Raw genomic sequence first — 24383 nt, 5'->3', positions numbered from 1 at the left:
GTTACATCAGCTCTAGACGTTGTGACCGAACGATCTGGAAGCGTCGGCGCCACAGGGGGAATCGGTGGACGATTCTTCGCCCGCGTCTCACGCCAGCAGGCGTATCGTTGCACCCTATGAGCGGTAACTCGGTGTACTCAGATCTGGAACACGTGCTCCCACTGGTCAGCAAGCCAATCCAATATATCGGCGGCGAGTTGGGTGCCGTTGTCAAAGACTGGAATGGCGCCGCGGTGCGGTGGGTGCTGATGTATCCAGATACGTATGAAGTGGGACTTCCCAATCAAGGTGTCCAAATTCTGTACGAGATTCTTAACGAGCTCCCGGACGTACTTGCTGAGCGTACCTACACAGTGTGGCCAGACCTCGAGAAGCTAATGCGAGAGCGTGGGATACCGCAGTTCACGGTCGATGCGCACCGGCCGGTGCGTGACTTCGACCTATTCGGCGTCTCGTTTGCAACTGAGCTTGGATACACGAACCTGCTGACTGCACTCGACCTCGGCGGAATTCCGTTGTCCTCGAGTCAGCGGACTGACGAAGATCCGATCGTGATCGCTGGAGGTCATGCCGCATTTAATCCAGAGCCAATTGCCGAATTCGTCGACGCCGCCGTTTTGGGTGACGGCGAAGAAGCCATTCTAGAAATTACCGAGATCGTGAAGGCCTGGAAGGCAGAAGGTAGACCGGGGGGCCGGGCCGAGCTGCTGTACCGGTTAGCGCTTACGGAGTCAGTTTATGTGCCCCGGTTCTATGACGTTGACTACCTCTCTGACGGGCGGATACGACGAGTAGTTCCGAACCGTAACGGCGTGCCGTTCCGCGTCCACAAACGCACCACAATGGACCTTGACGCTTGGCCTTACCCGAAAAGGCCCTTGGTTCCGCTAGCCGAGACCGTGCACGAACGATATGCCGTAGAAATCTTTCGAGGCTGCACCCGTGGTTGCCGGTTCTGTCAGGCCGGCATGATCACCCGTCCCGTCCGTGAACGAAATATTACCACCGTCGGCCGTATGGTAGCAGAAGGCCTGGAATACTCAGGCTTCAGCGAGGTTGGGCTATTGTCGTTGTCCAGCGCCGACCACTCGGAGATCAAGGACATCTGTTCCGGACTTGCCGAACGGTACGACGGTAAGAATGTTTCACTATCATTGCCGTCGACTCGGGTTGACGCGTTCAATGTCACGTTGGCCGAAGAGTTGTCACGCAATGGCAGGCGCACAGGTCTGACGTTCGCGCCAGAAGGCGGATCTGAGCGTATGCGAAAGGTCATCAACAAGATGGTGACCGAGGAGGATCTGATCCGTACAGTCGTTACCGCGTACTCGCACGGGTGGCGGCAGGTAAAGCTGTATTTCATGTGCGGTCTTCCCACGGAGACCGACGAGGATGTAATCCAAATTGCCAGGCTCGCTTATGAAGTGATTAAGGCGGGCCGTGAGGCTGCGGGAAGCAAAGATATCCGATGCACGGTGTCCATCGGGGGATTCGTTCCCAAGCCACATACGCCGTTCCAGTGGGCACCAATGTGTACGCCGACGACGATAGACCGTCGTTTGAAGCTGCTCAAACAGGCCATAAACGCGGACCGTTCGGTCGGCCGTTCGATCGGGTACCGGTACCACGACGGCGCACCCTCATTGATTGAGGGGCTACTCTCGCGGGGAGATCGTCGCGTCGGCGCAGTTATCCGCCGAGTCTGGGAACTCGGTGGACGGCTGGACGGCTGGTCCGAGCACTTCTCGTTCGATCGGTGGACGCAAGCCGCGAGCGAAGTCCTTCCAGCGAACGGTGTAGATCTAGATTGGTACACCATCCGCGAGCGTGAGCAGAACGAAGTGCTTCCGTGGGACCACTTGGATTCCGGCCTGGACAAAGACTGGCTTTGGGAGGACTGGCGAGACTCGCTTGCCGAGCATGAGCAGGACGATTGCCGCTGGACGCCGTGCTTCGACTGTGGCGTTTGCCCGAGCATGGACACAACAATTCAGATCGGTCCGACCGGACGAAAACTGCTGCCGATCACCCCGACCGGTGGCATGCGGCATCGGCCAAAGGACGGTGACTCATCGGAACGCGAGAAGCCCTCCTCCTAGCGTCGTACGCTGACCTCATCACACCGCTCCTTGATGGGTGGGTGGAAGCCAGACGCTCCGTAAACTTGCTGCGCGGACCGCAGCCTGATGAGCAGGACGCACGACTCGATGCGCATGAACGCATACTGAAAGCCCACCTGGACCGGATAGCATCAGCCTTGACTGCCTTTCCAGACTTTGCAACGGCTGGGCAGTCGCCTTTGACTCCGGCACCGGCTCTGGCCAGCAGCGGATTGCCTCGCACGCTGGCCGTGGTGCCGTTTGGGCGCTTTAGGGAAGCGGACACGACGTCGACTGGACGGTTTCACCCCGCCTTTGCGTTGGACGAAGCGCTCGACAGCCTAGCCAACTGGTTGTTGGATCGATTCGGATCGTGGCCGGATCAGGCTCGCGAGCTTGCTGTGGCAACGGCGCGACTTGTGGAGGACGGCGAGGTCCTGCAAGCCCATGCACGCCGTCAGCGTCCGTTGGGTAAGGGCTTCGAGTCACTGCGCGACGAACGGCTTCGCCGGCGTTTTGCGTTGCTTCCTGAACGGGCGTCGTGGCTGACGACGCTCAGCCAGCTCCTCCCATTGCTAATGGAGGAGCCCGACGAGGGCGCAGCGCAGTTCGAACGCGAGGTCGGTGTGACGCTGCCGCCGATAGATCGGGCGTGGTTGGAGTGCGAGCGCAGGGTGGCGATGCTTCGGTTTGTCCGCCACCGGAAGACCGAGAACGGCCATATCCGTTGGTTTTTGCGCAACGACGAGAATCAGGGTGTGATACTCGACCGTTTCGGCGTTAGCGGGCACTGGATCGTGTCGGGGATTGGCCGGCAGGATGAGCTTACTCGGCTGGCGACCGCCGTGGAGCGGACACTGTCCGCTAACAGCTCGGCAAAAACACCCTCTGAAGGCTGGCGGCTAGTGACCGTCAACGCAGGCGAACCAGCGCTCTTGGCTCAAGGGTCGATGCTGGTCGCCTCCAGTCATGTCCTGCCTGCTGCACTTTCTGCGGAACGCAGCATGACGTCCTTGCGCGCTCAGGTACGGCGTAATTTGTCTATGTCCCTAGCTGGTGCGCCACCGTCGAGCGAAGACCCGTCCACACTTCCCACAGATCAATCAGAACCTTTGTCGCTGGCGGCCTACGCATTGCGAGCTGATCCAGATGGGGTTGCGCTAGTAGCTGCGCGGACCGACTCCTCCTTGTCCACAACCGTCGCGCGCGTTGGACATCAGGCCGACGACGACCAAATGCTCTCTTTTCTCGACTCTGTCGAGTGCGTGGCTGACTCGATGACGCTCTCTGACGAAATCGCGGAGGAGTTCAGGGAGAGTCCGTCAGCGCAGTGGTCGCGAGCGCTTCTCCGGCTGCTGAGGGATGCTTCGGTCCGTCCGCGAGGCCGCCGGGTCCGGCTTGTGTATGTTCCCTCGGCCATTCAGCATCAGCTTGGTGGCGTTCCGCTGATCGGCCTTGAGTTTCTGCGCGACCGGCTGGAGCGAATCGGAAACAGAGTAAATGTTCTGGTTCTGCCTCCGGAATCCTTCGAGCGTCGTCTCCCGGAGCTGCTAGGTGCGGAGGTTATCGGCATTGGTGTCTACATCCACAATATCGACGAAGTGTCGAGCCTTATTCGACTCTTGCGGAGCGCGGGCTTTGTCGGAAAGGTGGTACTGGGCGGCCCGCAAATGCGCGATGTCGATCGTATTCAGGCAACCATCGACGGCTGGGATGCGCTAATCCGCGGCGAGGCCGAGGAGGTCTTACCGCAAGTACTTCGGGTGTTGGAGCTTCTCGACGCTGGCCGGTGGCAAGAGGCTCTCGACAGCGCTCGAACATTCACTGGGGTCGCGATTCGCCATGGTCGTACCGTTTTGCTTTGTGACACCGCCGGCCGTAACCGGGTCGGGACATTTGCTTGTCCACTGCCCTTCGACTGGCGGCGCGGCAAGTCCGAGCGCCGCGTACAGATGAACTTCAGTAGAGGTTGTCCCTACCTGTGTACCTTCTGCCCCAACCATCAAGGCCAGATGTTTCGCGCGGGTCCGGTAGAGGAGCTCTGGCAGTACACTGTGCTCGCCGTGGCCGACGACATGCCGCTACCGCTTGAGGTCGAGCACCGGACCGCTCGGTTGATACAGGACCACCTGGGCGTCAGCTCCGCAGAGCGCCTACGGTTGGCGGTGTACGTTTTGTCCCGGACGGGGTGTGAAGTCCGTCAGTTGCGTCAATGGTTGATGCCGTTATGCGAGTTCGCCGACCCCAAAACACTTCATGATCCGATCATGCTTCAAGACCTCATCGGCTGTGCCGAGACTCTTGAGAGCCAGTTGAGCGCTGCTGGTACGGCACCGATGTCTTCATGGCAGATCAAGAGGTCCTGGCTGCTCGCCCGGATAGCAGTTCTTGCGTCCCGGCAGCTCTGGCGACGTACGGGCGAGCGCTGCGACCTTTTGGATCGGCTGGCGCTGTCCAGCCGATCTCCATTCGTACTGGCGACGTCGGAGGACAATACGCTTGTCAACCGGTCCACGGTGCGTGAGTACCTCGCCCGACGTATCCGATATGGCTTGGACGGGGACGTCGTTTTCAATCCGGGACAAAATACCGTGTTCGACCTATCCGACTCGCGGGGCGGAGCAGATGAGGACTATATCGGTCTCTTGGTGGACCATAATCCCTTCGCTGTCGCGCTAGGAGCCGACGGCGCATCTAACCCAGTGATCCGGCAGAACAGGAAACCTCGATATCAGGTGAACGAGGTGCTGGCCGTCAACCGAGCGCTAGCGGGACATGGTGTGGAAGTTGCCAATAACTATATCCTGATAACACCCGAGACCGACTTACTCGAGGCAGTCGAAGCGTTCCTGCTTTTCGTGATGCTCCCGATTCCGTGGCGCGACTACGGAGACTCGATCAATCTGCGTGTCATCAAAGAGGAGGGCACCCTCGCCCACGACGAGGGACTGCTATTCGCCCCTGAAGATACAGGTTGGTACGAGCCGATGCGGTTCGTCGAGGTGGATGCGCTGCTCAAGCGATGGTCGTTGAGCTCGGAGGTCTCCGCCCGGGACATCAACACGTTGCTGTGGCGCATCCTGGAGACTGACGAAGAGGTCACTCCGCTGCTCCCGGATGTCGTCGAGCGATGGGTGCGGAACTATGACGACGACGCCGAGCTGGCGTTACTAGGCCGCGCCATCTCAGTACGAGTACATCAGGGCGTGCCGCTCAGTGAAACACTTCGCGCGGTACGGGATGACCTGGTAGCGGACTTTGCCGGAGCGAGGCCCGTGCCGGGAGCTCGAAGATGACGGCGCCGAGTCGCTTACGCCACATCTGCAGCTAAGCCAATTCCAACGTAGGGCTCTCTGCAACGTTGTATTGGGAGCCGAAAATGCCCGGCTCCCAATACAACGTTAGCTGTAACCGTCAGGCGCGCCTCACCCTTCACAGATGTAGCAGTTGCCCATCGACCGCATCCTCGTGCCGCGGCCGGAACAGAGCCGTTAACAATCTACGGGATCATGTTTAGGCCGGCGGCCCGGGCACTGAGGCCATCGAACATTTCCGGTTGCTCAGCGCGACAGTACCCGGCTGGGCGCGTGGTCGGCTTGGCGTTGTCGACACAACACGCCGATCAGTTCAGAAGTCGTTGTCGAAGGAGACCGTGCCGGTCACCCCCATCTGGTAGGCGGACACGCGGCGCTCGAAGAAGTTGGACAGTTCCTGCACGTCCTGCAGCTCCATGAACGCGAACGGGTTGCGGCTGCCGTACATGGGCTCGATGCCCAGCAGCGCCAGGCGGCGGTCGGCGACGTGCTGGAGGTACTCCCGCATGTCGGCCAGGGACAGGCCGGAAATGCCCTGTTCGAGCAGGTCGGCGGCGAACTGGGCCTCGCACTCGACGGCCTCGGCGAGCATGTCGCGCACCTGCTCGGTCATCTTGTCGTCGAACAGGTCCGGCTCCTCCGCGCGAACGGCGTCGACGACGTCGAACGCGAACGCCATGTGCATCGACTCGTCCCGGAACACCCAGTTCGTCCCCGAGGCCAGGCCGTGCAGCAGGCCCCGCGAGCGCAGGTAGTACACGTACGCGAACGCGCCGTAGAAGAACAGGCCCTCGATGCACGCGGCGAAGCAGATCAGGTTGAGCAGGAACGCGCGGCGGTCGTCGCGGGTCTTGAGCTCGCGCAGGTCGGCGAGGGAGTCGATCCAGCGGAAGCAGAACTCGGCCTTGCGGGCGATCGACGGGATGTTCTCCACCGCCGCGAACGCCGCGAACCGCTCGGTCTCGTCGGGGACGTAGGTGTCGAGCAGGTTCAGGTAGAACTGGACGTGCACGGCCTCCTCGAACAGCTGCCGGGACAGGTACAGCCGTCCCTCCGGCGAGTTCACGTGCTGGTACAGGTTCAGGACGAGATTGTTCGCGACGATCGTGTCGCCGGTGGCGAAGAACGCGACCAGCCGCGACACCAGGTGCCGCTCGGCCGCGGACAGTTTCGGCAGGTCGGCGAGGTCGCTGTGCAGGTCCACCTCCTCCACCGTCCAGGTGTTCTTGATGGCGTCCTTGAAACGGTCGAAGAATTGGGGGTACTGCATGGGTCGCAATGTGAGGTCCATGCCGGGATCGAGGAGGCTCACTGGCACGCCTCGCACGACTCGGGGTTCTCCAGCGAACAGGCCACAGCTTCGGCCGCCGGCGCGATGAGCGACACCGCCGGAGCAATGGCCACCGTGGCCTGCTGGATGCGGGTCGCCGGCCGCGAGCGCAGGTAGTAGGTGGTCTTGAGGCCGGACTTCCAGGCGTGCAGGTACATCGAGGACAGCTTGCCGATCGTCGGGGCGCTCATGAACAGGTTGAGCGACTGCGACTGGTCGATGTACGGGGACCGCGCGGCGGCCAGGTCGATGAGCGCTCGTTGTGGGAGCTCCCAGGCGGTGCGGTAGAGCTCCTTCAGGTCGGCGGGCAGGTCGGTGATGCCCTGCACCGAACCTTCGGCCCGCTTGATCTGATCCCGGATCGCTGTCGTCCAGAGCCCGCGCGACTTCAGCTCCCGGACCAGCGAGGAATTGATCTGCAGGAACTCCCCCGACATCGTCTCGCGCTTGAACAGGTTGGACACCTGCGGCTCGATGCACTCGTAGCAGCCGGCGATCGAGGCGATGGTGGCCGTCGGCGCGATCGCGATGAGCAGCGAGTTGCGCAGGCCGCCGGTCGCGATCCGGGCCCGCAGCGCGGTCCAGCGCTCACCGTCCGTCGGGACGTTCCACAGGTCGGGGTGCAGGACGCCGCCGGCCGCGCGGGTCTCGGCGTACGCCGGGTGCGGGCCGAACCGCTCGGCCAGGTCCGCGGACGTCTCCAGCGCGGTCAGGAAGATCTCCTCCTGCACGCGCGTGGACAGCTCGCGGGCGGCCGGCCCGTCGAACGGCAGCCGCAGCGTGAAGAACGCGTCCTGCAGGCCCATCAGCCCGAGGCCGACCGGGCGCCAGCGCGGGTTGGAGGCGCCGGCCTGCTGCGACGGGTAGTAGTTGATGTCGATCACCCGGTCGAGGAACGTGACCGCGGTGCGCACGGTGGCGCGCAGCCGCTCCCAGTCGACGCCGTCGGCGGTGACGTGCGCGCCGAGGTTGATCGAGCCGAGGTTGCACACGGCGGTCTCGTCGTCGCTGTTCACCTCGACGATCTCGGTGCACAGGTTGGACAGGTGGATGGTGTTGCCGGGCGCGCCGGTCTGGTTGGACAGGGCGTTGGCGCGGTCCTTGAACGTCATCCAGCCGTTGCCGGTCTGCGCGAGCGTGCGCATCATCTTGCCGTACAGCTCACGGGCCTTGACCGTGCGCACGGCCCGCTTCTCCGCGGCCCGGTAGACCTCGTCGAACTCGGCGCCGAACAGGTCCGGCAGCTCCGGCGCGTCGGACGGGTCGATCAGCGACCAGTCGGCGTCGGCCTCGACCCGGCGCATGAACTCGTCCGGGATCCAGTTGGCCAGGTTCAGGTTGTGGGTGCGCCGCGAGTCCTCGCCGGTGTTGTCCCGCAGCTCCAGGAACTCCTCGATGTCGGGGTGCCAGGGTTCGAGGTACACACAGGCAGCGCCCTTGCGCCGCCCGCCCTGGTTCACCGCGGCGACCCCGGCGTCGAGGGTCTTGAGGAAGGGCACGATCCCGTTCGATTTGCCGTTGGTACCGCGGATCAGTGCACCCCGCCCGCGGACGCGCGACCACGAGATGCCGATCCCGCCGGAGAACTTGGACAGCTTCGCGACCTGGTGATACCGCTCGTAGATCGAGTCCAGCTCGTCGCGCGGCGAGTCGACGAGGAAGCAGGACGACATCTGGGTGTGCCGGGTGCCGGAGTTGAACAGCGTCGGCGACGACGGCAGGTAGGCCAGGGACGACATCAGCCGGTAGAAGCCGATCGCCTCCCCCGGCGACTGGGACAGGCCGCACGCGACCCGCAGCAGCCAGTACTGCGGCGTCTCCACGACCAGCCGCGACTCGGGGTGGCGCAGCAGATAGCGGTCGGCGACGGTGCGCAGCCCGAAGTACTCGAACCGCAGGTCCCCGTCGAGGTCGACGGCGTCGTCGAGCTTGCGGGCGTTGCGGGCCACGAACGCGGCCGTCTCGTCACCGATCAGGCCGAGCTGGTGGCCGTAGCGGATCGACTGGCTGAAGCTGGCGACCGCCTGCCCGCGGACCTCCTTGTCCACGTACGCGGCCAGCAACCGCGCGGCGAGCCGCGAATACTGCGGCTCCTCACCGATCAGCTCGGCCGCGGTCTGGATCGACAGCTTGTCCAGCTCGGCCGTCGACGCCCCGTCGTAGAGCCCGCTGATCGTCTTCGTCGCGACCCGCAGCGGATCGATCTCGTCGAGATCGGCCACCCAGCGCTCGACCGCCTTGACGATCTTGTTGACGTCGACCGGCTCCAGGTCGCCGTTGCGTTTGCGGACCTGCATCGCGTGGCGTCGCTGCTCCGGCGCCGCTTGGCCGAGAACGTCCGCCGTGTGCTGCGTAACCGTCATGTGTCCCCCTCGTCACCCGTTGACAGAACGCTAGACGGGCACGACGGCAAACTCCGGCTATCCGAGGTTGGCGTCAACCGTCCGCGCACCCTTCAAATGCTGTTCACCCATTGGGTGCACAGCGCGCGCCGGTAGGTCTTCCGACTTGCGGGCTTGACCAGCCTTCGGTCGTCCCAAAGGCCGTCGCTTCCCAGCACCTGTGATCCGGTGCTCGTTCATGGCTTGCGTGTCCCATTTATCACTTCGAGGTAGCCGTGGACTTCCACCGGCTCCCCTAGTCGCCCGCCCTGGTGGGATGGGCTAACCAGCCGCGGTCAACACCATATATGGGATTCATCGCGATTGCGAAATACCATATGGCGTGTCGGCGTGTCGTATTCACCACGTCACTGGTCGCCGCCGCCTCATCTGACGGTGGGTCCGGCTTGTACTACTTGGGCAGTAAATCGGGATTCGCTGGGCGAGATAGCGAAGCCTCCCGACTCGCCGCGCAGCAGACTCGCACGACGGTGGGCTCGCCGACAGATGGGGCATTGCGTCGCAGCAAGGTCCATCGGCCGCAGCGCCAGGGCGCGGCGGCAGGCGGTCCCGTGTCCGGCCGCAGGAGCAAACCGTCAAGATCGGGACCATCGCTCGTTCGAGCAGCGACCTCGTTAATCTCCGCCAGACATGTGTCAGGCACCGCACTCCGCGTGGACTGCATCCGCCGCGGCTTGGCTGACCTTGCGCCGGGTTCTTCCCCATCGGCGACGGCTCGCCGGTACAGGCCCCGCAGCGCTGCGATCAGGTTCTTCGCCGACTCGTGCCCGCCGCGAGCATTGCGCTGCGCACCATCCACCAGGTGCTGTCCGCCCCGACCGACACGGACCTGCTGCGCCGCCAGATCGGCCAGGCCGGCATCGACTCCGCCCGGCTCATCGTGGAGTGACCGACCGGGCCGCGCCGCGGCCCACGGCTCGCTGGCGACATCCGGTCCGGGTAGTGCTCCCCGCGCCTGCCGGACCAGCCGCTCCGTGGTCTTCTTGCCGGTGCCGGAAGAGGCCGCCACAGCCGCGGCACCGGAACGACCCTGCGCGGTCGCCGCCGTGAGCACGTCAGCGACAGTCGCGAAATCCTGGCCGGTGACACGCTGGTAAGGCCGCCACTGGTGGTCCTGGCCGTGCCCGATGCTGGCGGCGAAGGTCCGCTCGTACATCGCGTTGACCGACAGATTGAGCAGGAACCCCTGAGTTAGCTGACATACCTCCGGCCAGGCGTCGGCCACAGGGCGCGCATGCGGGAGGGCCTCGGCCTAGTCGGCCGAGGCCCTCCCGCGCCCTCTCGGTCAGACCCGGGGGCGAGCCCCGGACGGCCGGGTGCTCTGACATCCCAGACAATGAAGCCAATGCTTGACGCACTTAAAGTCAGCGAAGGCACGATGATGCTCGATGTTGCATCTGGGCCGGGGTATCTAGCTTCCGAAGCCATTCCTAGTGCGATCTTTCCGGCCATGCTCGCGCACCTCAAAGAGTTCGTCAGCGATGGAGATGACGCCCTGGTCTTCACGGTGCGGAACGGCCGGCCGATCTGGCGGGGCAACTTCAACACCCTGGTTCAGTGGTCGAAAGCGGTGACCGCGATCGGCAAGCCGGGGCTGCACTTCCACGATCTTCGCCACACGGGCAACCACCTCGCAGCCAAAACCGGCGCCACGCTTCGCGACCTCATGGACCGGATGGGACAGGACAGCCCGCGGGCCGCTCTGATCTACCAGCACGGCAGCCGCGAGGCCGACCGGCAGATTGCGGACGCCGTGAGCGCGGCTGTTGAGGCCGAGCGAAAGAAGGCGAGGAAGGGCAAGCGCCGCCCGCTGGAGGGACTGCCCGAGGCGAGCTAATGGCACGCTAATGGCACGGAGGCGGTTCCGAGTGCCCCAAAATGCGAACGGCCCTGGCTGGACATCCGTCCTGACCAGGGCCTGAGCGTTGGAGCGGGTGAAGGGAATCGAACCCTCACTGTCAGCTTGGGAACTGGACAGGCTGACGCTGGGGTGGCCGTAGTTCAGCGATCCGGATGTGATTTGTATGGCCTGGAGCGGCCATGCGTGTACTGGGCTAATGGCCCGTTAATGGCCCGACCCATCGATGGCGTCACAGTGGCCCTATACGTCGATCATCTGCCGTAGCACGGTCTTCACTGCTGAGACCTCGCCGTCGGTGAGCACCCACGCCGGCCGCTGCCCCTGCAGCCGCGACCGGGCGATGGTTCGCACCTGCTCCGTGATAACGAACCCGGTTGGCCTATTGGCGGGCTGTACCGGAACCCGGTGCAGCCAACCGGGGCGCTCTCGCGTCGTAACTGGAAGCACGCTCACCAGCACCTCCCCGGTTAGCCGCAGGTGAAACGCGCTTGAGACCACCAGCACCGGACGACGCCCCGCCTGCTCGCGGCCCTCGGTCGGGTCGAGATCGGCCCACCAGACCTGCCACGGACGGATGATCGTCACGCAGCCTCGTCCCACGGGTCGGCTGCCGGCGCGGAGGCTCGGTCCTCGCGGTCGGCGTCGGCTACGTACTCCGCCCAACCGTCCGGGTCACTTGCCCGGTACCCGTCCAAGGCGGCGATAGCCTTCATCTGCCAGTGCTCAGCCAGCAGCCGGCGGATGGCCTCGTCCGCTGACGCGCCACCGAGGTCTTCGCTCGCGACGCGCGTCAAGTCGTCGCGGGTGGTCTCGTCCACACGAATCATCACGCTACCCATATCCACAGAATATCTAGCCGATGACACTGCTGTCTACAGCAGCGTATACATCGTCGTATGCCATGACGGGACACCTCTTACCGCCACGACGCGCACTCCCGCAAGGGCAAACTGATTAGGCCGGAGCCAACGCAATCAGATGGGACAAGCACGCCGGAGAGCCTCGCGTCAGCACGCAGACCGTCGAAGCGGTGCGCCGGCGAAAGAACACCCGGGGAGGGCGACCGTCGATCGCGGAGTCTGAGGCTCAGGCTCAGGAGAAATGGCGAGGACAAGCCTAGCGCCGACACCGAGGACCGACGCTCAGCGACGACGGTCCGAGCGGCCTGAAGTGCCCTGGTGGGGCCTGCGGTAATGGCACGCTAATGGCACGAGATCGGCCTACCGCCGTACGATCCGAAGGACTGATAAGAGGATGGGCATGACGAACAGGAGGATCGCGCCGCCCGGGTCGACGTATGCCGAGCAGCGGCACTATGTCGTCCCGGCACACCTCGCCGACCTACGCGGACCCGCGCCTGGCCTCGTCACGCTCGATCAGCAACTCGACTGGTCCAGTGAGGGCCGATATGACCTCGACGACGCAGGCGACCTGCAGCTTCTGTATCAGACCGTGCTGAACCAGGCCTCCAGCGTTGACGATCTGTGCCGTTGGCTGAACGAGACGACGCTGCGCACAATCTGGCAGAGTCTTTGGTTGCCTGGATGGCTGCGAGCACTCTGGCAGGCCCGATTCCCTGAGCTGGGAGCGCCGCCCAAGACACTGGCCGGCTGAGACGTCGACCTCTTCACAGCATGGGAGCGTCGAGCCGACTTCGCTGCCGCGGTCAACGCCGTTACAAGCGCCTATGAGCAGCACGGATACTCCGTCACAGTCACCCAGCAGTACGAGACATTTGCGCGTCTAGCGGTCACCGGGCCTGGAGAGCTCGGACACTCATACAAGGTCGAACTTGCCGCCAGCTGGCGCGCCCAACCTCCGGTTCAGATGGACATCGGGCCGGTCCTGCACGCTGACGACGTTGTCGCCGGCAAGATGTCGGCGCTCTTCACGAGAGCTGAGCCACGGGACTTCCTCGACGTGGACGCCGCGATCATGTCCGGTCGCTATACCCGGCAGCGGCTGTGCGAACTGGCAGCCGAGTCCGACGCCGGTTTCGATCGACGCATCCTCGCCGACCTGTTCGCCATGTTGGAGCGCTACCCCGACAGACGCTTCGCCTTCTACGGTGCCGACACCGAACACCTCACAGGCGTGCGGGCACGCTTCGCCGACTGGCGTCTGGAGCTGCTCGACGATGATGCGAGCGCAGTCTGACGGAGGACATCGCCGCCTTCGACAGTGTTCGTATTCGTCGCGTCAGCACGCAGACCGTCGAAGCGGTGCGCCGGCGGAAGAACACCCGCGGAGGGCGACCATCGATCGCGGAGTCTGAGGCTCGGGCCTCAGGAGAAATGGCGAGGACCCTCGGTTCGCGCTTTCCGCGAACAGAGGGCCCCTAGGTCCGAGCGGGTGAAGGGAATCGAACCCTCACTGTCAGCTTGGGAAGCTGATGTTCTGCCATTGAACTACACCCGCGAGCGACGCCTACTGTACCCAATCCACGGCCTTCGTGCACGGACCATTCTCGCGTGCCTTCGGGACGTGGGGTGGGTGGGCCTTCCACACGGTGGTGGTTGAGGTGGTCGGGGTGTCATGGTGGACGTGCATGGCCAGGTCGACTGTCAGTTCGTACAGCTTCCAGTCGATCCCCGCCGCGGCCCGTCCCAATGAGACCAAGAGGGTGTGTACGGCCGGGTCGGTTACGGGGGTGGCGGTGCCTGATACGTAGGCCTCGTCGTCGGAGTCTTCGGGTGGGTAGCTGTGCAGGGCGTAGCGGCCGTCGCGGTCCAGGTCGGCGCGCTTCGGGGACGGTAGGACGAAGCAGTACAGGCCCGTTGTCGTTAACACTGGGGAGACCGGGTGGACGCGTGGGCCGCCGTCGGGGCGGATTGTCGCCAAGTAGGCCAGGCCTGGGCCGTATTGGCAGATCAGGGTGTGGATGGACGACGCCAGCGCGGAATCGGCGGCTGCGAACTCGGCCCACGTTGCCATACCCCCAAAGGTACTCGAACAAGTGTACGAGAACGCCGGTTTTCCCCGAACGGGGCAAGATGGAGCGGTGACGGACCACCTCATCGACCTTCTGCGGCGGTTCAACGTGGAGGCGGACCGGTTCGTTGAGGTCTTCGCGCGCGGGCATGGGCTGCACCGGACTGACATGAACGCCATCGCGCACATCTGGCGGGCGGCTGAGGAGCGGCAGCCGTTGACGCCGGGGGAGCTCGCGCGGCGGCTTTCGCTCAGCCCGGCGGCCACCACGGCGCTGCTGGTGCGGCTTGAGCAGAAGGGGCATGTGGAGCGACGGCCCGATCCGACCGATCGGCGACGGACGCAGCTGCACATCCAAGAGAAGGCCCGAGTGCTCGCGGCCGAGTTTTTCGCGCCTCTGGGAGTACACATGCGAGAGGCTTTTTCGCATTTCACGCCCGCAGAGATAAGCGTCGTCGAGAAAGTGATCGACGCGGCTCTCAAAGCGACCGCCCGAGCGGCCGACGAAGCGAACCCCGTAACCTCAGAGGGTGCTGCTCTCCGACCGTGACCTCAGCAAGGAGCTCGACGACGGCCAGTTGCGCCTGGAGCCGTTCGACCAGGCGCTGGTGCAGCCGTCAAGCATCGACGTGCGGCTCGATCGGTGGTTCCGGGTGTTCAACAACCACCTTTACACCCACATCGATCCGGCGCTCCAGCAGGACGACCTCACGTCCATGGTGGAGGTGGCCGACGGCGAGTCGTTCGTGCTGCACCCCGGCGAGTTCGTGCTCGCGTCGACGCTCGAGGTGATCACGCTCGGCGATCAGCTGGCCGGGCGGCTCGAGGGGAAGTCGAGTCTGGGGCGGCTCGGGCTGCTGACGCATTCGACGGCCGGCTTCATCGATCCCGGGTTCAGCGGGCACGTGACGTTGGAGCTGTCGAACGTGGCCAACCTGCCGATCCGGCTGTGGCCGGGGATGAAGATCGGGCAGCTGTGCATCTTCCGGCTGTCGTCGCCTTCGGAGCACCCTTACGGCTCGGCGGTTTACGGCTCGCGCTACCAGGGGCAACGCGGGCCTACGCCGAGCCGTTCGTGGCAGAACTGGCGGACCTGGCCGACGCAGTAACGCGTCAGGCGACCCGGCCGTATCCGGAGATCGGATACTCGTCGATCTTCTTCATCTGCACCGGTTTGCTGGGGTTGGGTGCGTGCACCATCCAGCCGTTGCCGACGTACAGCCCCACGTGGTGCTTGTCGGAGTAGAAGAAGACCAGGTCACCGGGTTTCAGGTCGGCTCGCGACACGCGCTTGGTGTCCTCGAACTGCCACATCGTGTAGTGCCGCAGGTAGCTGACGCCGACCTGCTTCCACGAGTACATCGTCAGGCCGGAGCAGTCGAAGGTGTTGGGGCCCTCGGTCGCCCACACGTACTTCTTGCCGATCTGCTTGCATGCGACCTGGGCGGCCTTGGCGCCGGGGCTGCCGTCGTACTGCTGCGGGCACGCGACCGGCGCGAGTGACCCGGTGCCGGCGTTGTTGCCGTAGGCCTGCATCCGCATGTCCTGCAGGGTCTTGATGTCGGCGTTGATCTGCGTCTCCTGCGACGCCAGCGCCTTCTCCTGCGCGTCCTGCTCGGCCACGAGCTTGTCGATCGGCGCCTTCAGCTCCTCGTACTGCTGCTTGGCGGTCAGCACGTCCTTGATCTTCGCCTGCTCGTCCTTGGCCACCATGTTGAGCAGCGTCATCTGGTCGACGAACGTGTCGGGTGAGCCGGTGGTGAGCATCGCGTCGAGCTTGGAGACGCGGCCGGTCTTGTACTGCATCACGGCGAACGCGCTGACCTTGTCGAAGGCGGCGTCCACCTGGGCCTTGAGCGGCGCGATCTGGTCGTTGAGCTGCTTGACCTTGGCCTGGTTGGCGGCGAGCTGGAGCTTGAGCTGGTTGTGCTGCTCAATCACGGGCTCGATCGTGTTCCACTTGTCGTCGATCTGCTTCTCGATCTCGCCCGGCGTGGGGTCCGCGTGCGCGAAGCCGGTGACGCCGAGGGCGAGGGACAGACCGCCGACGACGGCTACGACGAGCCGGGCCAGACGGGAGGTCTCCACCGAGGAGTTACTCCTTCTTCCATGGCCGCTTACCGGGTTAGCTGACGGGTTCGGGCGGGAAGGTCGCCCTACCGCGCTGTTTCGCGCGGATTCACCCCGATGGAACTCATGGGTCCCCGGTTCGAAAGATTTCGACTCAGCGGTGCCGCCTGGCGCGCCCGTGGTTTAGGCGCGGACATCCAGCCGACGAGAATTCACGTTAAGCGGACCGCTTCGCAGGTTCAAGTCGAAGTCCGTTTTGTCCAGAACATCACGCGATACGAGTGACGAACACATCATCAATTGCACCGACGAACTGGTCGTTGTTCGCGCTCGTTCCCTTGCCGCCAATACAGAGCGGATCGTCGTTGGCTATGGAGAGTGACGAAGGAATGGTCGCCCGGCCCCGCTCAGTGCCGTCCACAGTCACCGTGAGCAGGGAGTTACTGCGCGAACACACCACCCGGTGCCAGCGCCCGTCAGCGACGGACCGCGATGCCACGGCCACATAAATGGTGTCGGAGGACGTGCCGACAATCACACAACTCGGCTGCCCGGCGTCCCCGTCGACCTGCAACTTGAACTGGCTGTCACCGACCGAGAACCCTTTTTGGACGACATTGGCGCCCTTGGAAGTCTCATTCGGCTGAACCAGGAGCGTCGCTCCATACGTAAAGGTTCCACGGTGGGGATTGAGGAATTCCGCCGGCCCGCTCTGCAGGATCGCGCGCTCGCAACTCTCCGCACCGTAATGCTCGCATCGGCCCGGGAAACGTACCGCGAGTCCGCCATCGTGCGGTACCTCCGAAAGCTGCCCGCCGGCCGCCTTGCGCGACCGCAGCCCGAGCCGCCCACTCGCATCCCCGACCGGCTCGCCGAGCCCGCCGTCGAAGGTGAACCGCACGGTTGGCGATTTGTCGGAATGGGCCGGAGCGGACGACCCGGGCGCCGCGCCCATGACGGGCCCGGGCACAGCCGATGGCTCAACGACCCTAGGACTCAGCACCCGCCGGTCCGCGGAGCATCCGGCGAGCACGACGAGGACGAACAGCAACAACCACCACGGTCGACGCATAACCGGACATGGTGCCCGGGACTAGCGGGCGGCCGGGACCGTTTCCGGCGTAATTCCCCCGACCGGCGAGCCCACGACGGCGGTCAGGACGTCGTCGAGCGTCACGACACCCAGCGGCACCCGGCCATCGCTCACCAGCACGATGTGCTGACGTTCGCGGCGCATGGCCAGCAGCAACTCGGCCAGCGTCCGGGTCGGCGGCACGATCCCCAGCGGCCGGATCAGGTCGGCCGGGATGGGCGCCCGGCGCTGCGGCCCGACGAAGCCCAGCACGTCCTTGACGTGGACGAAGCCCAGCACCCGCCGGCTGGCCCGCTCCACGACCGGGAAGCGCGACCGGTTGGTCCGGGTGGCCAGGACCTCCAGCGACGCCGGTGAGACGTCCTCGGCGATGGTGGTGATCTCCGACCAGGGCCGCAGGGCGTCCCGGGCCGTGCGCTGCGACAGGGCCAGGGCGCCGGTGATCCGGGCGTGCTCCTCGGGCGCCAGCAGGCCCTCGGTGGTCGCCTGCGCGGCCAGGCCGGCCAGCTCCTCGGCGGTGAACACGGTCTTCACCGAGCCCGTGGCCTCGATCCGCCACAGCGACAGGATCGTGCGCGAGGCCCACTTCATGGCGACCAGTAGGGGCTTGGTGGCCATGCAGAACGCGTACATCGGCGGGCCCAGCCACAGCACCGCCCGCTCGGGGTTGGCCAGCGTCAGGTTCTTCGGCACCATCTCGCCGGCGACCGTGTGCGCGAACACCACGATGGCCAGGGCCAGCGCGAACGCGACCGGGTGGACCAGGTTCTCGGGCAGGTGCAGCAGGTGGAAGGGCCCCTGCAGGCCGTGCGCGAGGGCCGGCTCGGCCAGGGCGCCGAGGCCCAGGGTGCAGATGGTGACGCCGAGCTGGGCGCCGGCGATCAACAGCGGGATCTCGTTCATGGCCCGCAGCGCGATCCGGGCCCGCCGCGAGGTGGCCGCCATCGGCTCGATGACCGTGCGGCGCGAGGCGATCAGCGAGAACTCGCCGGCCACGAAGAAGCCGTTGCCGACCAGCAGCAGGATGGTGACCAGCAGCTCAATCATCCTCAGGAACCTCCGGCCGGACCACCCGGACCTGCTCGATGCGCCGGCGCTCGACCTCGACCACGGTGAACTCCCAGCCGTCCTCGTTCCAGGTCTCCCCGACGGTCGGGATGTGCCCCAGGCGCGCCATGAGGAAGCCGGCCAGGGTCTCGTAGGGCCCCTGCGGCAGGTGGAACTCGGTGACCTCGGCCAGCTCGTCCTCGCGCAGCACCCCGTCGACGAGGTGGGTGCGCTCGGAGCCGGGGACCGTCAGGTCCGGCATGCCGTGGGCGGTGGTCGGCTCTTCCTCGATGTCGTGCTCGTCGGCGATCTCACCGACGAGCTCCTCGACGAGGTCCTCGACCGAGACGACGCCGTCGGTGCCGCCGTACTCGTCCACGACGATCGCCACATCCGAGTTGCCCTTGCGCAGGGCCTCGAGCACGCCGTCGAGGTCCAGGCTCTCCGGGACGAAGATCGGCTCCCGGGCGACCGCGGAGACGCGGGTGGTGGGACGGCGGACCGGCGGCACCCCCAGCGCGTCCGTGACCGTGACGACCCCGGTGACCTGGTCCAGGGTCTGCTCGTAGATCGGGAACCGGCTGTAGCCGGTCTGGACGGACGTGGCCAGCAGGTCGGCCACGGTGGCGTCGGCCCGCAGCGAGACCACGTCGACCCGCGGGGTCATCGCCTCGGCCGCCCGCTTGTCGCCGAAGCGGATCGTGCGCTGCAGCAGGACCGCGGTCTCCTTCGGCAGCGCGCCGGCCCGGGCCGAGATGGCGGCCAGCAGGCCGAGCTCCTCGGGCGAGCGGGCGCTGGCCAGCTCCTCCTGCGGCTCGATGCCGAGGCGCCGGACGACCCAGTTGGCGGTGCCGTTGAGCAGCGTGATGAGCCAGGAGAAGAACTTGGAGAAGCGGCGCTGCGGTCCGGCCGTGGCCCGGGCCAGGGGCATCGGCTTGGCCAGGGCGGCGTTCTTGGGGACGAGCTCACCGAAGAGCATCGAGACCAGCGTGGCGACGATCAGGCCGCAGACGTGGGCGGCGGTGTCGGTGACCGAGCCGAAGATCGGGTGGAGCACGGGCTCGAACAGCTTCGACAGCGCGGGCTCGGCGAGGTAGCCCGTCAGCAGACCCGCGAGGGTGATGCCGAGCTGGGCGCCGGAGAGCTGGAAGGAGAGCTCCCGGAGGGCCTGGCGGACCGTGCGGGCCTTCTTGTCGCCGGAGTTGGCCTTCTGCTCGATCTCCGCGCGGTCGACGGTGACGAGTGAGAACTCGGCGGCTACGAAGCCCGCGTTCGCGGCGGTGAGCAGCACGAACGCCAGCAGGGGCAACAGTGTGGTCAACACGCTCGCGCGACGTTCCCTTCAGGTGTCCACCGATTGTTCCACGTGAACCCAAACTTCGCCGAAGCGCCCCGGAGATCGAGTCCCGTAGATCACCTTCCCTCTTTCGGGGGCTTTGCCCGAGGTTGGGCAACGTCGATGCTGTTGCCAGCGGGGGTCACAGCAAGCATCGAGGGGGACTTGATGGGAGCGGCGCTCATCGGCGCGTGTATCGCGCTCGGACTCGGCATCGTGGTGGGCAACGCCGGCGCGAAGGCGAAGCGGGCCCGGCTGGACTACGTGCGGACCAAGGCCCTCGTGCCGAGCGCCCGCAAGAACGCCGTCGCCGAGGGCCTCAAGGGCCTGCGCATCATCGCCACCTGCGCAGCGGTCCTGATCGCGCTAGGCCTCGCGATGAACGTGATCGGGCAACGCTGAAGCTATTTCTGGACGGCGCGAAGCAGCACCGACGCGACGTCCACGACCTCGACCTCCTCGGGCGCGGCCCCCGCGGCCTTCTTCCCGGTGACCCCGTCGCCGAGCATCGTCAGGCAGAACGGGCAGGCGACGGCCACGGTCTTGGCCCCGGTGGACAGCGCTTCCTCGACCCGCTCGACGTTGATCCGCTTGCCGATCCGCTCCTCCATCCACATGCGCGCGCCACCGGCGCCGCAGCAGAACGAGCGCTCGGCGAACCGGTCCATCTCCACCAGGCCGGACTCCTCGCGAGCGGGCCCGGCGACAGCGCCCAGGACCTCGCGCGGCGGGGCGAAGACCCGGTTGTGCCGGCCGAGGTAGCAGGGGTCGTGGTAGGTGACGGCGCCGTCGAGGGGCTGGACCGGCGTGAGCTTGCCGGCCGCGACGAGCTGGGCCAGCAGCTGCGTGTGGTGTATGACCTCGTAGTCGCCGCCGAGCTGCCCGTACTCGTTGGACAGCGTGTTGAAACAGTGCGGGCAGGTCGCCACGATCTTCTTGACGCCGGCCTCGTTGAGGGTCTCGACGTTCTGCTGGGCGAGCATCTGGAAGACGAACTCGTTGCCGATGCGCCGGGCCGGGTCGCCGGTGCAGGTCTCGCCCTGCCCGAGGATCGCGAACTTCACCCCGGCCTCGTGCAGCAACGTGGCCACCGCCCGAGTCGTCTTCTTCGCCCGATCCTCGAAGGCCCCGGCGCAGCCGACCCAGAACAAATAGTCGAAATCGCCCTCTTCCAGGGAAGCCACGTTCGGGACCTCGAAATCGAGCCCCTTCGTCCAGTCGTCCCGAGTCGACTGCGCCGCGCCCCAGGGGTTGCCCTTGTTCTCGAGGTTTCGCAGCATGACGCCGGCCTCGGTCGGGAAGTTCGACTCGATGAGGACCTGATACCGCCGCATGTCGACGATGTGGTCGACGTGCTCGATGTCGACCGGGCACTGCTCGACGCATGCCCCGCACGTAGTGCACGACCAGAGGACGTCGGGGTCGATGATCCCGTTCTCCTCGGCCGTGCCGATGAGCGGACGCTCCTTCTCGGCGAGGGCCAGCGCGTTCACGTGCGAGAGATCCTCGCTGGGGGCCAGCAGGTACGGCGCCTTCGCATACGCGTGATCGCGCAGGTTGAGGATCAGCAGCTTCGGCGAGAGCGGCTTGCCGGTGTTCCAGGCCGGGCACTGCGACTGGCACCGCCCGCACTCGGTGCAGGTGGTGAAATCGAGCATGCCCTTCCAGCTGAACTGCTCGACGGTCGCGATCCCGAACTGGTCCTTCTCGGGGTCGGCCTCTTCGAAGTCCAGCGGCTTGCCCTGGCTGGTCATCGGGCGCAGCCCGCCGAGGCCCGAGCCGGGGCGGCCCGGGGTGCGCTTGAAGAAGATGTTGAAGAACGCGAGGAAGCGGTGCCAGGCCACGCCCATCGTCACGTTGCTGGCGATGACGATGACCCAGGCCATCGAAATGATGATCTTGACCATCGCGACCAGGCTGACCGCGGCCGGCCAGGCCGGCAGGACCGAGCCGAGCGCGTGGCTGACGGGCGCGGCCCAGGTCGGCCACTCGAGCTCGTCGTTGGCGGCCTTGAAGCCGCGGATGAAAAAGCCACAGAGCAGAACGCCCAGGATGGTGTACTCGACGTAGTACGCCTGCCACATCGTGGAGCCCTGAAACCGGGAGCGCCGCTCGGCGTTGGACGGCCGGTTGCGCAGCCGGATGCCCATCAGGACCAGGATGCCGATGAACCCGAGCACGCCGATCCACTCGGTGACCAGGCCGTAGATGTTCCAGGCGCCGACCAGGGGCAGCCCGAGGCCCGGCTTGACCACCTCGAAGTAGGCCTCGATGACCAGCAGCGAGAGCGCGATGAACGCGATCATGACGAACCAGTGCGCCGCGCCGACGACGGTCCAGCGCAGCATCCGCGTGTGCCCGAGCGTCTCGGTGAGCATCGTGCGCAGCCGGAGGCCCTTGTTGTCGCCGCGGGTCGGGTCGGGCTGGCCCAGCCTGATCACGGCGAGCATGCGCCGTACGGTACGCACGACGAGGACCACCGCGACGATGGTGATCGCCGCGGCGACACACGTCGTCACGATCTGGACTGCACCCATGCCGGAGCCTCCAACGGTGCTGGAACCACTTCAGGAAGACTTTAGTCCCCCATGTTACCCATGAGTAACGTGAAGTTCGTTGCAGCCCACGCTAGGACACCGGATCAGCAAAAGCTCCCGCGACACCGCAGGTTGTGACGCATTAGCGCCACTTGGAGAAGACCGCCAGCGACGCGACGAGGAAGCCGAAGCCGATGGCCAGGTTCCAATACTTGATGTCGGCCAGCGTCGAGAGCCAGCTGACATCGAAGAACCCCTGGGTCAGGTAGTAGGTGACCAGCCAGGCGATCCCGATCACCACGAACGCGACGGCGAGCGCAGGCACCCACACCGGGCTCGGCCGGCGCCTCGCGGACACAGTTTCCTGTGGTCGCAGCTCCGCCGGGGCGGTGTAGACCTTCTTCTTACGAACTGTCGACTTCGGCACGGCGCTCTCCTGGAGGGGTCGTCTGGCCAACACTATCCACGTGACGCCGCCACCTCCGCCAGCGTCGGCCTGAATAATGTTCTCCGGCTAGCGTAGTCAAGTCGGCACGCGCGCGCGGGGAGGGGTCGTGGTGGAGTACACATCAGGCGGCTCCTCCTGGACCCACGCACTGCGACGGCTCGGTCGCGCTATGCTGCCACGCCGGTCGCCGGGTCGAGGTTTTGCCTGGTCAGTGCTGACGCCCGTGGTGCTCGTGGTGGCCGGGATGCTGTTCTCGCTCAGCGCCGCGACCGCGAAAGGCACCGATCTGCGGGACGATCGCCGGCCCGAGCTGACCAATCTCCTCACGGAAAGAAAAAAGGAGATCGCCGATGCCCGGGACCGGGCGGCGCGGCTGCGGGCCGAGAACGACCGCAAGCAGAAGGCTCTGGCGGGTACCGATGGAAAAGTCGATGAACAACGGCGACGCGGCGACGCCGAACAGGTCGCCGCGGGCCTGACCGCCGTGCACGGACCGGGGCTGGCGGTGGCCCTTGACGACGCCCCGCGCCGGGCCGACGGCTCCCGGCCGTCCGGCGCCACCCCCGATGACCTGGTCGTTCATCAGCAGGACGTGCAGGCGGTGGTCAACGCGCTGTGGGCCGGCGGGGCCGAGGCGATGACGCTGATGGGTGTCCGGGTGATCTCGACCAGCGCGGTACGCTGCGTTGGTAACACGCTCCTGCTCGACGGCCAGGTCTACTCGCCGCCCTTCGAGATCGCCGCCATCGGCAACCAGGCAGCGATGCAGCGTGCGCTCGACGCCTCCGAGGGGGTCCGGTTGTTCAGCGAGGCCGCCGATTCGTTCGGGCTCGGCTACCAGGTGAAGGTCCGGGCGGACATCCAGGCACCGGCTTACAACGGCTCGACCGCGCTGCGCGCCGCCCAGGCCGGGTCCTGATCGATGGACCACGCACCGCGGCACCGGGCGCTCGACCAGGACGACATCGCCACGACGGTCATCCCGAAGCTGCCTCCCAAGGACGACGCGACCGCGATAATCCCCAAAATCGCCGACGAAACGGCATATATTCCGAAACTCAACGACTCCGCGGCCGACCCCACCGCGGAGAAAGTTCCATCCGCGAAGCCTCCCACCCCCGAGGACGAGGACCAGCCGGCCGCACCACCGCCGCCGAAAGGCGTCACCGTGGTTCCGCTGCGCCCGGTCCGCACCGAGGAAGGGTACCGGAGCGTGTACTCCGAATACACGAGAACCTCGTTCGGCTCGGTCGCGCGCGCCATCAGCCGCGGCACCGGCGAGGTGCTCATCACCTTCGGCCTGATCGTGCTGCTGTTCGCGGGCTACGAGGTCTGGGGCAAGTCCGCGATCGTCGACGCCCACCAGGACGAGCTCAACCGTCAACTCGAGCAGCAGTGGGCCCAGCAGCCGACGGTCGGCCCCAGCGCCGCCGCGACGGCCGCGCCGATCAAGCCGGCCAACGGCGACGTCATCGCCTCCGTCCACATTCCAAGGCTGAAGAAGAAGTGGGCCGTCGTGCAGGGCGTGACCCCGGCCGACATCCGCTACGCGCCCGGACACTACCCCGACACGGCGCTGCCCGGGCAGATCGGCAACTTCTCCATGGCCGGCCACCGCACGCCCGCCATCTGGTGGGACCTCGACCAGCTCAAGGCCGGCGACGTGGTGGCGATCAAGACCGCCGAGACCTGGTACGTCTACACCGTCACCGGCCACGAGATCGTGCTGCCCACCGCCGTGCAGGTGGTCGCGCCCGTGCCCGACAAGCCGGGCGAGCAGCCGACCAAGGCCATGCTGACCATGACCACCTGCAACCCGAAGTTCAACAACTACCAGCGGCTCGTCGTGCACGCTGAGATGTCCCGGCAACAGCCCGTCACCGACGGCGATCCCGCCGAGCTGAAGGGCTGAGCG

At 65.7% G+C, this 24383-nt stretch carries 21 protein-coding genes, 1 tRNA gene, 1 pseudogene and 1 riboswitch; of the genes and pseudogenes, 11 read left to right on the top strand and 12 right to left on the bottom strand.

The window, feature by feature from the left end:
- Positions 1–116: 116 nt before the first annotated feature.
- Both ACIA8L_RS41450 and ACIA8L_RS41445 read left to right on the top strand, forming a co-directional pair.
- Positions 117–2099 carry a TIGR03960 family B12-binding radical SAM protein gene (locus ACIA8L_RS41450; RefSeq protein ID WP_395913326.1) on the top strand — a complete coding sequence of 661 codons (1983 nt, stop codon included), beginning with the start codon at positions 117–119 and terminating at the stop codon, positions 2097–2099.
- A gap of 65 nt (positions 2100–2164) precedes the next feature.
- On the top strand, positions 2165–5395 hold the full coding sequence (locus tag ACIA8L_RS41445) for a hypothetical protein (protein WP_395913324.1): 3231 nt from the start codon (positions 2165–2167) through the stop codon (positions 5393–5395).
- Positions 5396–5726: 331 nt separating this feature from the next.
- On the opposite strand, the gene ACIA8L_RS41440 is transcribed toward ACIA8L_RS41445, so the two are convergent.
- Positions 5727–6704 (bottom strand): ribonucleotide-diphosphate reductase subunit beta, encoded by a 978-nt coding sequence (locus tag ACIA8L_RS41440; RefSeq protein ID WP_395913383.1) that lies wholly within the window; start codon positions 6702–6704, stop codon positions 5727–5729.
- A 17-nt stretch (positions 6705–6721) separates the two neighbouring features.
- Positions 6722–9106, bottom strand: a complete 2385-nt coding sequence (locus ACIA8L_RS41435; protein WP_395913322.1) for a ribonucleoside-diphosphate reductase subunit alpha — start codon at positions 9104–9106, stop codon at positions 6722–6724.
- An 802-nt stretch (positions 9107–9908) separates the two neighbouring features.
- On the opposite strand from ACIA8L_RS41435, the gene ACIA8L_RS41430 reads away from it, so the two are divergent.
- Positions 9909–10034, top strand: a complete 126-nt coding sequence (locus tag ACIA8L_RS41430) for a hypothetical protein (RefSeq protein WP_395913321.1) — start codon at positions 9909–9911, stop codon at positions 10032–10034.
- Between the two features lie 456 nt (positions 10035–10490).
- The gene (locus ACIA8L_RS41425) at positions 10491–10982 is read left to right on the top strand and encodes a site-specific integrase (RefSeq protein WP_395913319.1); all 492 of its coding nucleotides are present in this window, start codon (positions 10491–10493) and stop codon (positions 10980–10982) included.
- A gap of 264 nt (positions 10983–11246) precedes the next feature.
- Here the strand turns inward: ACIA8L_RS41425 and ACIA8L_RS41420 are convergent, their stop codons facing one another.
- Together ACIA8L_RS41420 and ACIA8L_RS41415 are read right to left on the bottom strand one after the other, a co-directional pair.
- Positions 11247–11591, bottom strand: a complete 345-nt coding sequence (locus ACIA8L_RS41420; protein WP_395913318.1) for a type II toxin-antitoxin system PemK/MazF family toxin — start codon at positions 11589–11591, stop codon at positions 11247–11249.
- On the bottom strand, positions 11588–11845 hold the full coding sequence (locus ACIA8L_RS41415; RefSeq protein WP_395913316.1) for a hypothetical protein: 258 nt from the start codon (positions 11843–11845) through the stop codon (positions 11588–11590). The genes ACIA8L_RS41420 and ACIA8L_RS41415 overlap by 4 nt, the downstream gene beginning before the upstream one ends.
- Before the next feature lie 415 nt (positions 11846–12260).
- Between ACIA8L_RS41415 and ACIA8L_RS41410 the strand changes: the two genes are divergently transcribed.
- Positions 12261–12620: a hypothetical protein gene (locus tag ACIA8L_RS41410; protein ID WP_395913315.1), complete on the top strand. Its 360-nt coding sequence runs from the start codon at positions 12261–12263 to the stop codon at positions 12618–12620.
- Between the two features lie 12 nt (positions 12621–12632).
- Positions 12633–13163, top strand: a pseudogene (locus ACIA8L_RS41405) (nucleotidyl transferase AbiEii/AbiGii toxin family protein); the annotation flags it as partial.
- A 190-nt stretch (positions 13164–13353) separates the two neighbouring features.
- Here ACIA8L_RS41405 and ACIA8L_RS41400 read toward each other — a convergent pair.
- Positions 13354–13424, bottom strand: a tRNA-Gly gene (locus ACIA8L_RS41400).
- 9 nt (positions 13425–13433) lie between these two features.
- Positions 13434–13940: a pyridoxamine 5'-phosphate oxidase gene (locus ACIA8L_RS41395; protein ID WP_395913313.1), complete on the bottom strand. Its 507-nt coding sequence runs from the start codon at positions 13938–13940 to the stop codon at positions 13434–13436.
- 67 nt (positions 13941–14007) lie between these two features.
- On the opposite strand from ACIA8L_RS41395, the gene ACIA8L_RS41390 reads away from it, so the two are divergent.
- Both ACIA8L_RS41390 and dcd read left to right on the top strand, forming a co-directional pair.
- The gene (locus tag ACIA8L_RS41390; protein WP_395913311.1) at positions 14008–14487 is read left to right on the top strand and encodes a MarR family winged helix-turn-helix transcriptional regulator; all 480 of its coding nucleotides are present in this window, start codon (positions 14008–14010) and stop codon (positions 14485–14487) included.
- Positions 14468–15046 carry a dCTP deaminase gene (dcd, locus tag ACIA8L_RS41385; protein ID WP_395913309.1) on the top strand — a complete coding sequence of 193 codons (579 nt, stop codon included), beginning with the start codon at positions 14468–14470 and terminating at the stop codon, positions 15044–15046. Before ACIA8L_RS41390 ends, dcd begins: the two co-directional genes overlap by 20 nt.
- A 4-nt stretch (positions 15047–15050) precedes the next feature.
- Here the strand turns inward: dcd and ACIA8L_RS41380 are convergent, their stop codons facing one another.
- The 4 genes from ACIA8L_RS41380 to ACIA8L_RS41365 all read right to left on the bottom strand — a co-directional run bounded on the left by ACIA8L_RS41380 (position 15051) and on the right by ACIA8L_RS41365 (position 19468).
- Positions 15051–16025, bottom strand: a complete 975-nt coding sequence (locus ACIA8L_RS41380) for an NlpC/P60 family protein (protein WP_395913307.1) — start codon at positions 16023–16025, stop codon at positions 15051–15053.
- Between the two features lie 11 nt (positions 16026–16036).
- A riboswitch (cyclic di-AMP (ydaO/yuaA leader) is annotated at positions 16037–16177 on the bottom strand.
- Between the two features lie 98 nt (positions 16178–16275).
- Positions 16276–16908, bottom strand: coding sequence for a LamG domain-containing protein (locus ACIA8L_RS41375; RefSeq protein ID WP_395913306.1), 633 nt, complete (start codon positions 16906–16908; stop codon positions 16276–16278).
- Between the two features lie 192 nt (positions 16909–17100).
- A complete protein-coding gene (locus ACIA8L_RS41370; protein WP_395913304.1) occupies positions 17101–18147 on the bottom strand; it encodes a hemolysin family protein in 1047 nt (348 codons plus the stop codon).
- Positions 18140–19468, bottom strand: a complete 1329-nt coding sequence (locus ACIA8L_RS41365) for a hemolysin family protein (protein WP_395913382.1) — start codon at positions 19466–19468, stop codon at positions 18140–18142. The genes ACIA8L_RS41370 and ACIA8L_RS41365 overlap by 8 nt, the downstream gene beginning before the upstream one ends.
- 183 nt (positions 19469–19651) lie before the next feature.
- Here ACIA8L_RS41365 and ACIA8L_RS41360 point away from each other — a divergent pair, with 183 nt between their 5' ends.
- The gene (locus ACIA8L_RS41360) at positions 19652–19885 is read left to right on the top strand and encodes a hypothetical protein (RefSeq protein ID WP_395913303.1); all 234 of its coding nucleotides are present in this window, start codon (positions 19652–19654) and stop codon (positions 19883–19885) included.
- Between the two features lie 2 nt (positions 19886–19887).
- On the opposite strand, the gene ACIA8L_RS41355 is transcribed toward ACIA8L_RS41360, so the two are convergent.
- On the bottom strand, positions 19888–22020 hold the full coding sequence (locus ACIA8L_RS41355; protein WP_395913301.1) for a (Fe-S)-binding protein: 2133 nt from the start codon (positions 22018–22020) through the stop codon (positions 19888–19890).
- Between the two features lie 142 nt (positions 22021–22162).
- The gene (locus tag ACIA8L_RS41350) at positions 22163–22447 is read right to left on the bottom strand and encodes a cell division protein CrgA (RefSeq protein WP_395913299.1); all 285 of its coding nucleotides are present in this window, start codon (positions 22445–22447) and stop codon (positions 22163–22165) included.
- Positions 22448–22577: 130 nt separating this feature from the next.
- Between ACIA8L_RS41350 and ACIA8L_RS41345 the strand changes: the two genes are divergently transcribed.
- Both ACIA8L_RS41345 and ACIA8L_RS41340 read left to right on the top strand, forming a co-directional pair.
- Positions 22578–23387, top strand: coding sequence for a DUF881 domain-containing protein (locus ACIA8L_RS41345; protein ID WP_395913380.1), 810 nt, complete (start codon positions 22578–22580; stop codon positions 23385–23387).
- Positions 23388–23390: 3 nt separating this feature from the next.
- Positions 23391–24380: a class E sortase gene (locus ACIA8L_RS41340; RefSeq protein WP_395913298.1), complete on the top strand. Its 990-nt coding sequence runs from the start codon at positions 23391–23393 to the stop codon at positions 24378–24380.
- Positions 24381–24383 lie beyond the last annotated feature (3 nt).

The organism is Dactylosporangium sp. NPDC051541 (genome assembly GCF_044454505.1).
Classification (GTDB): domain Bacteria; phylum Actinomycetota; class Actinomycetes; order Mycobacteriales; family Micromonosporaceae; genus Dactylosporangium.
This window is presented reverse-complemented; position numbering and strand designations above follow the sequence as displayed.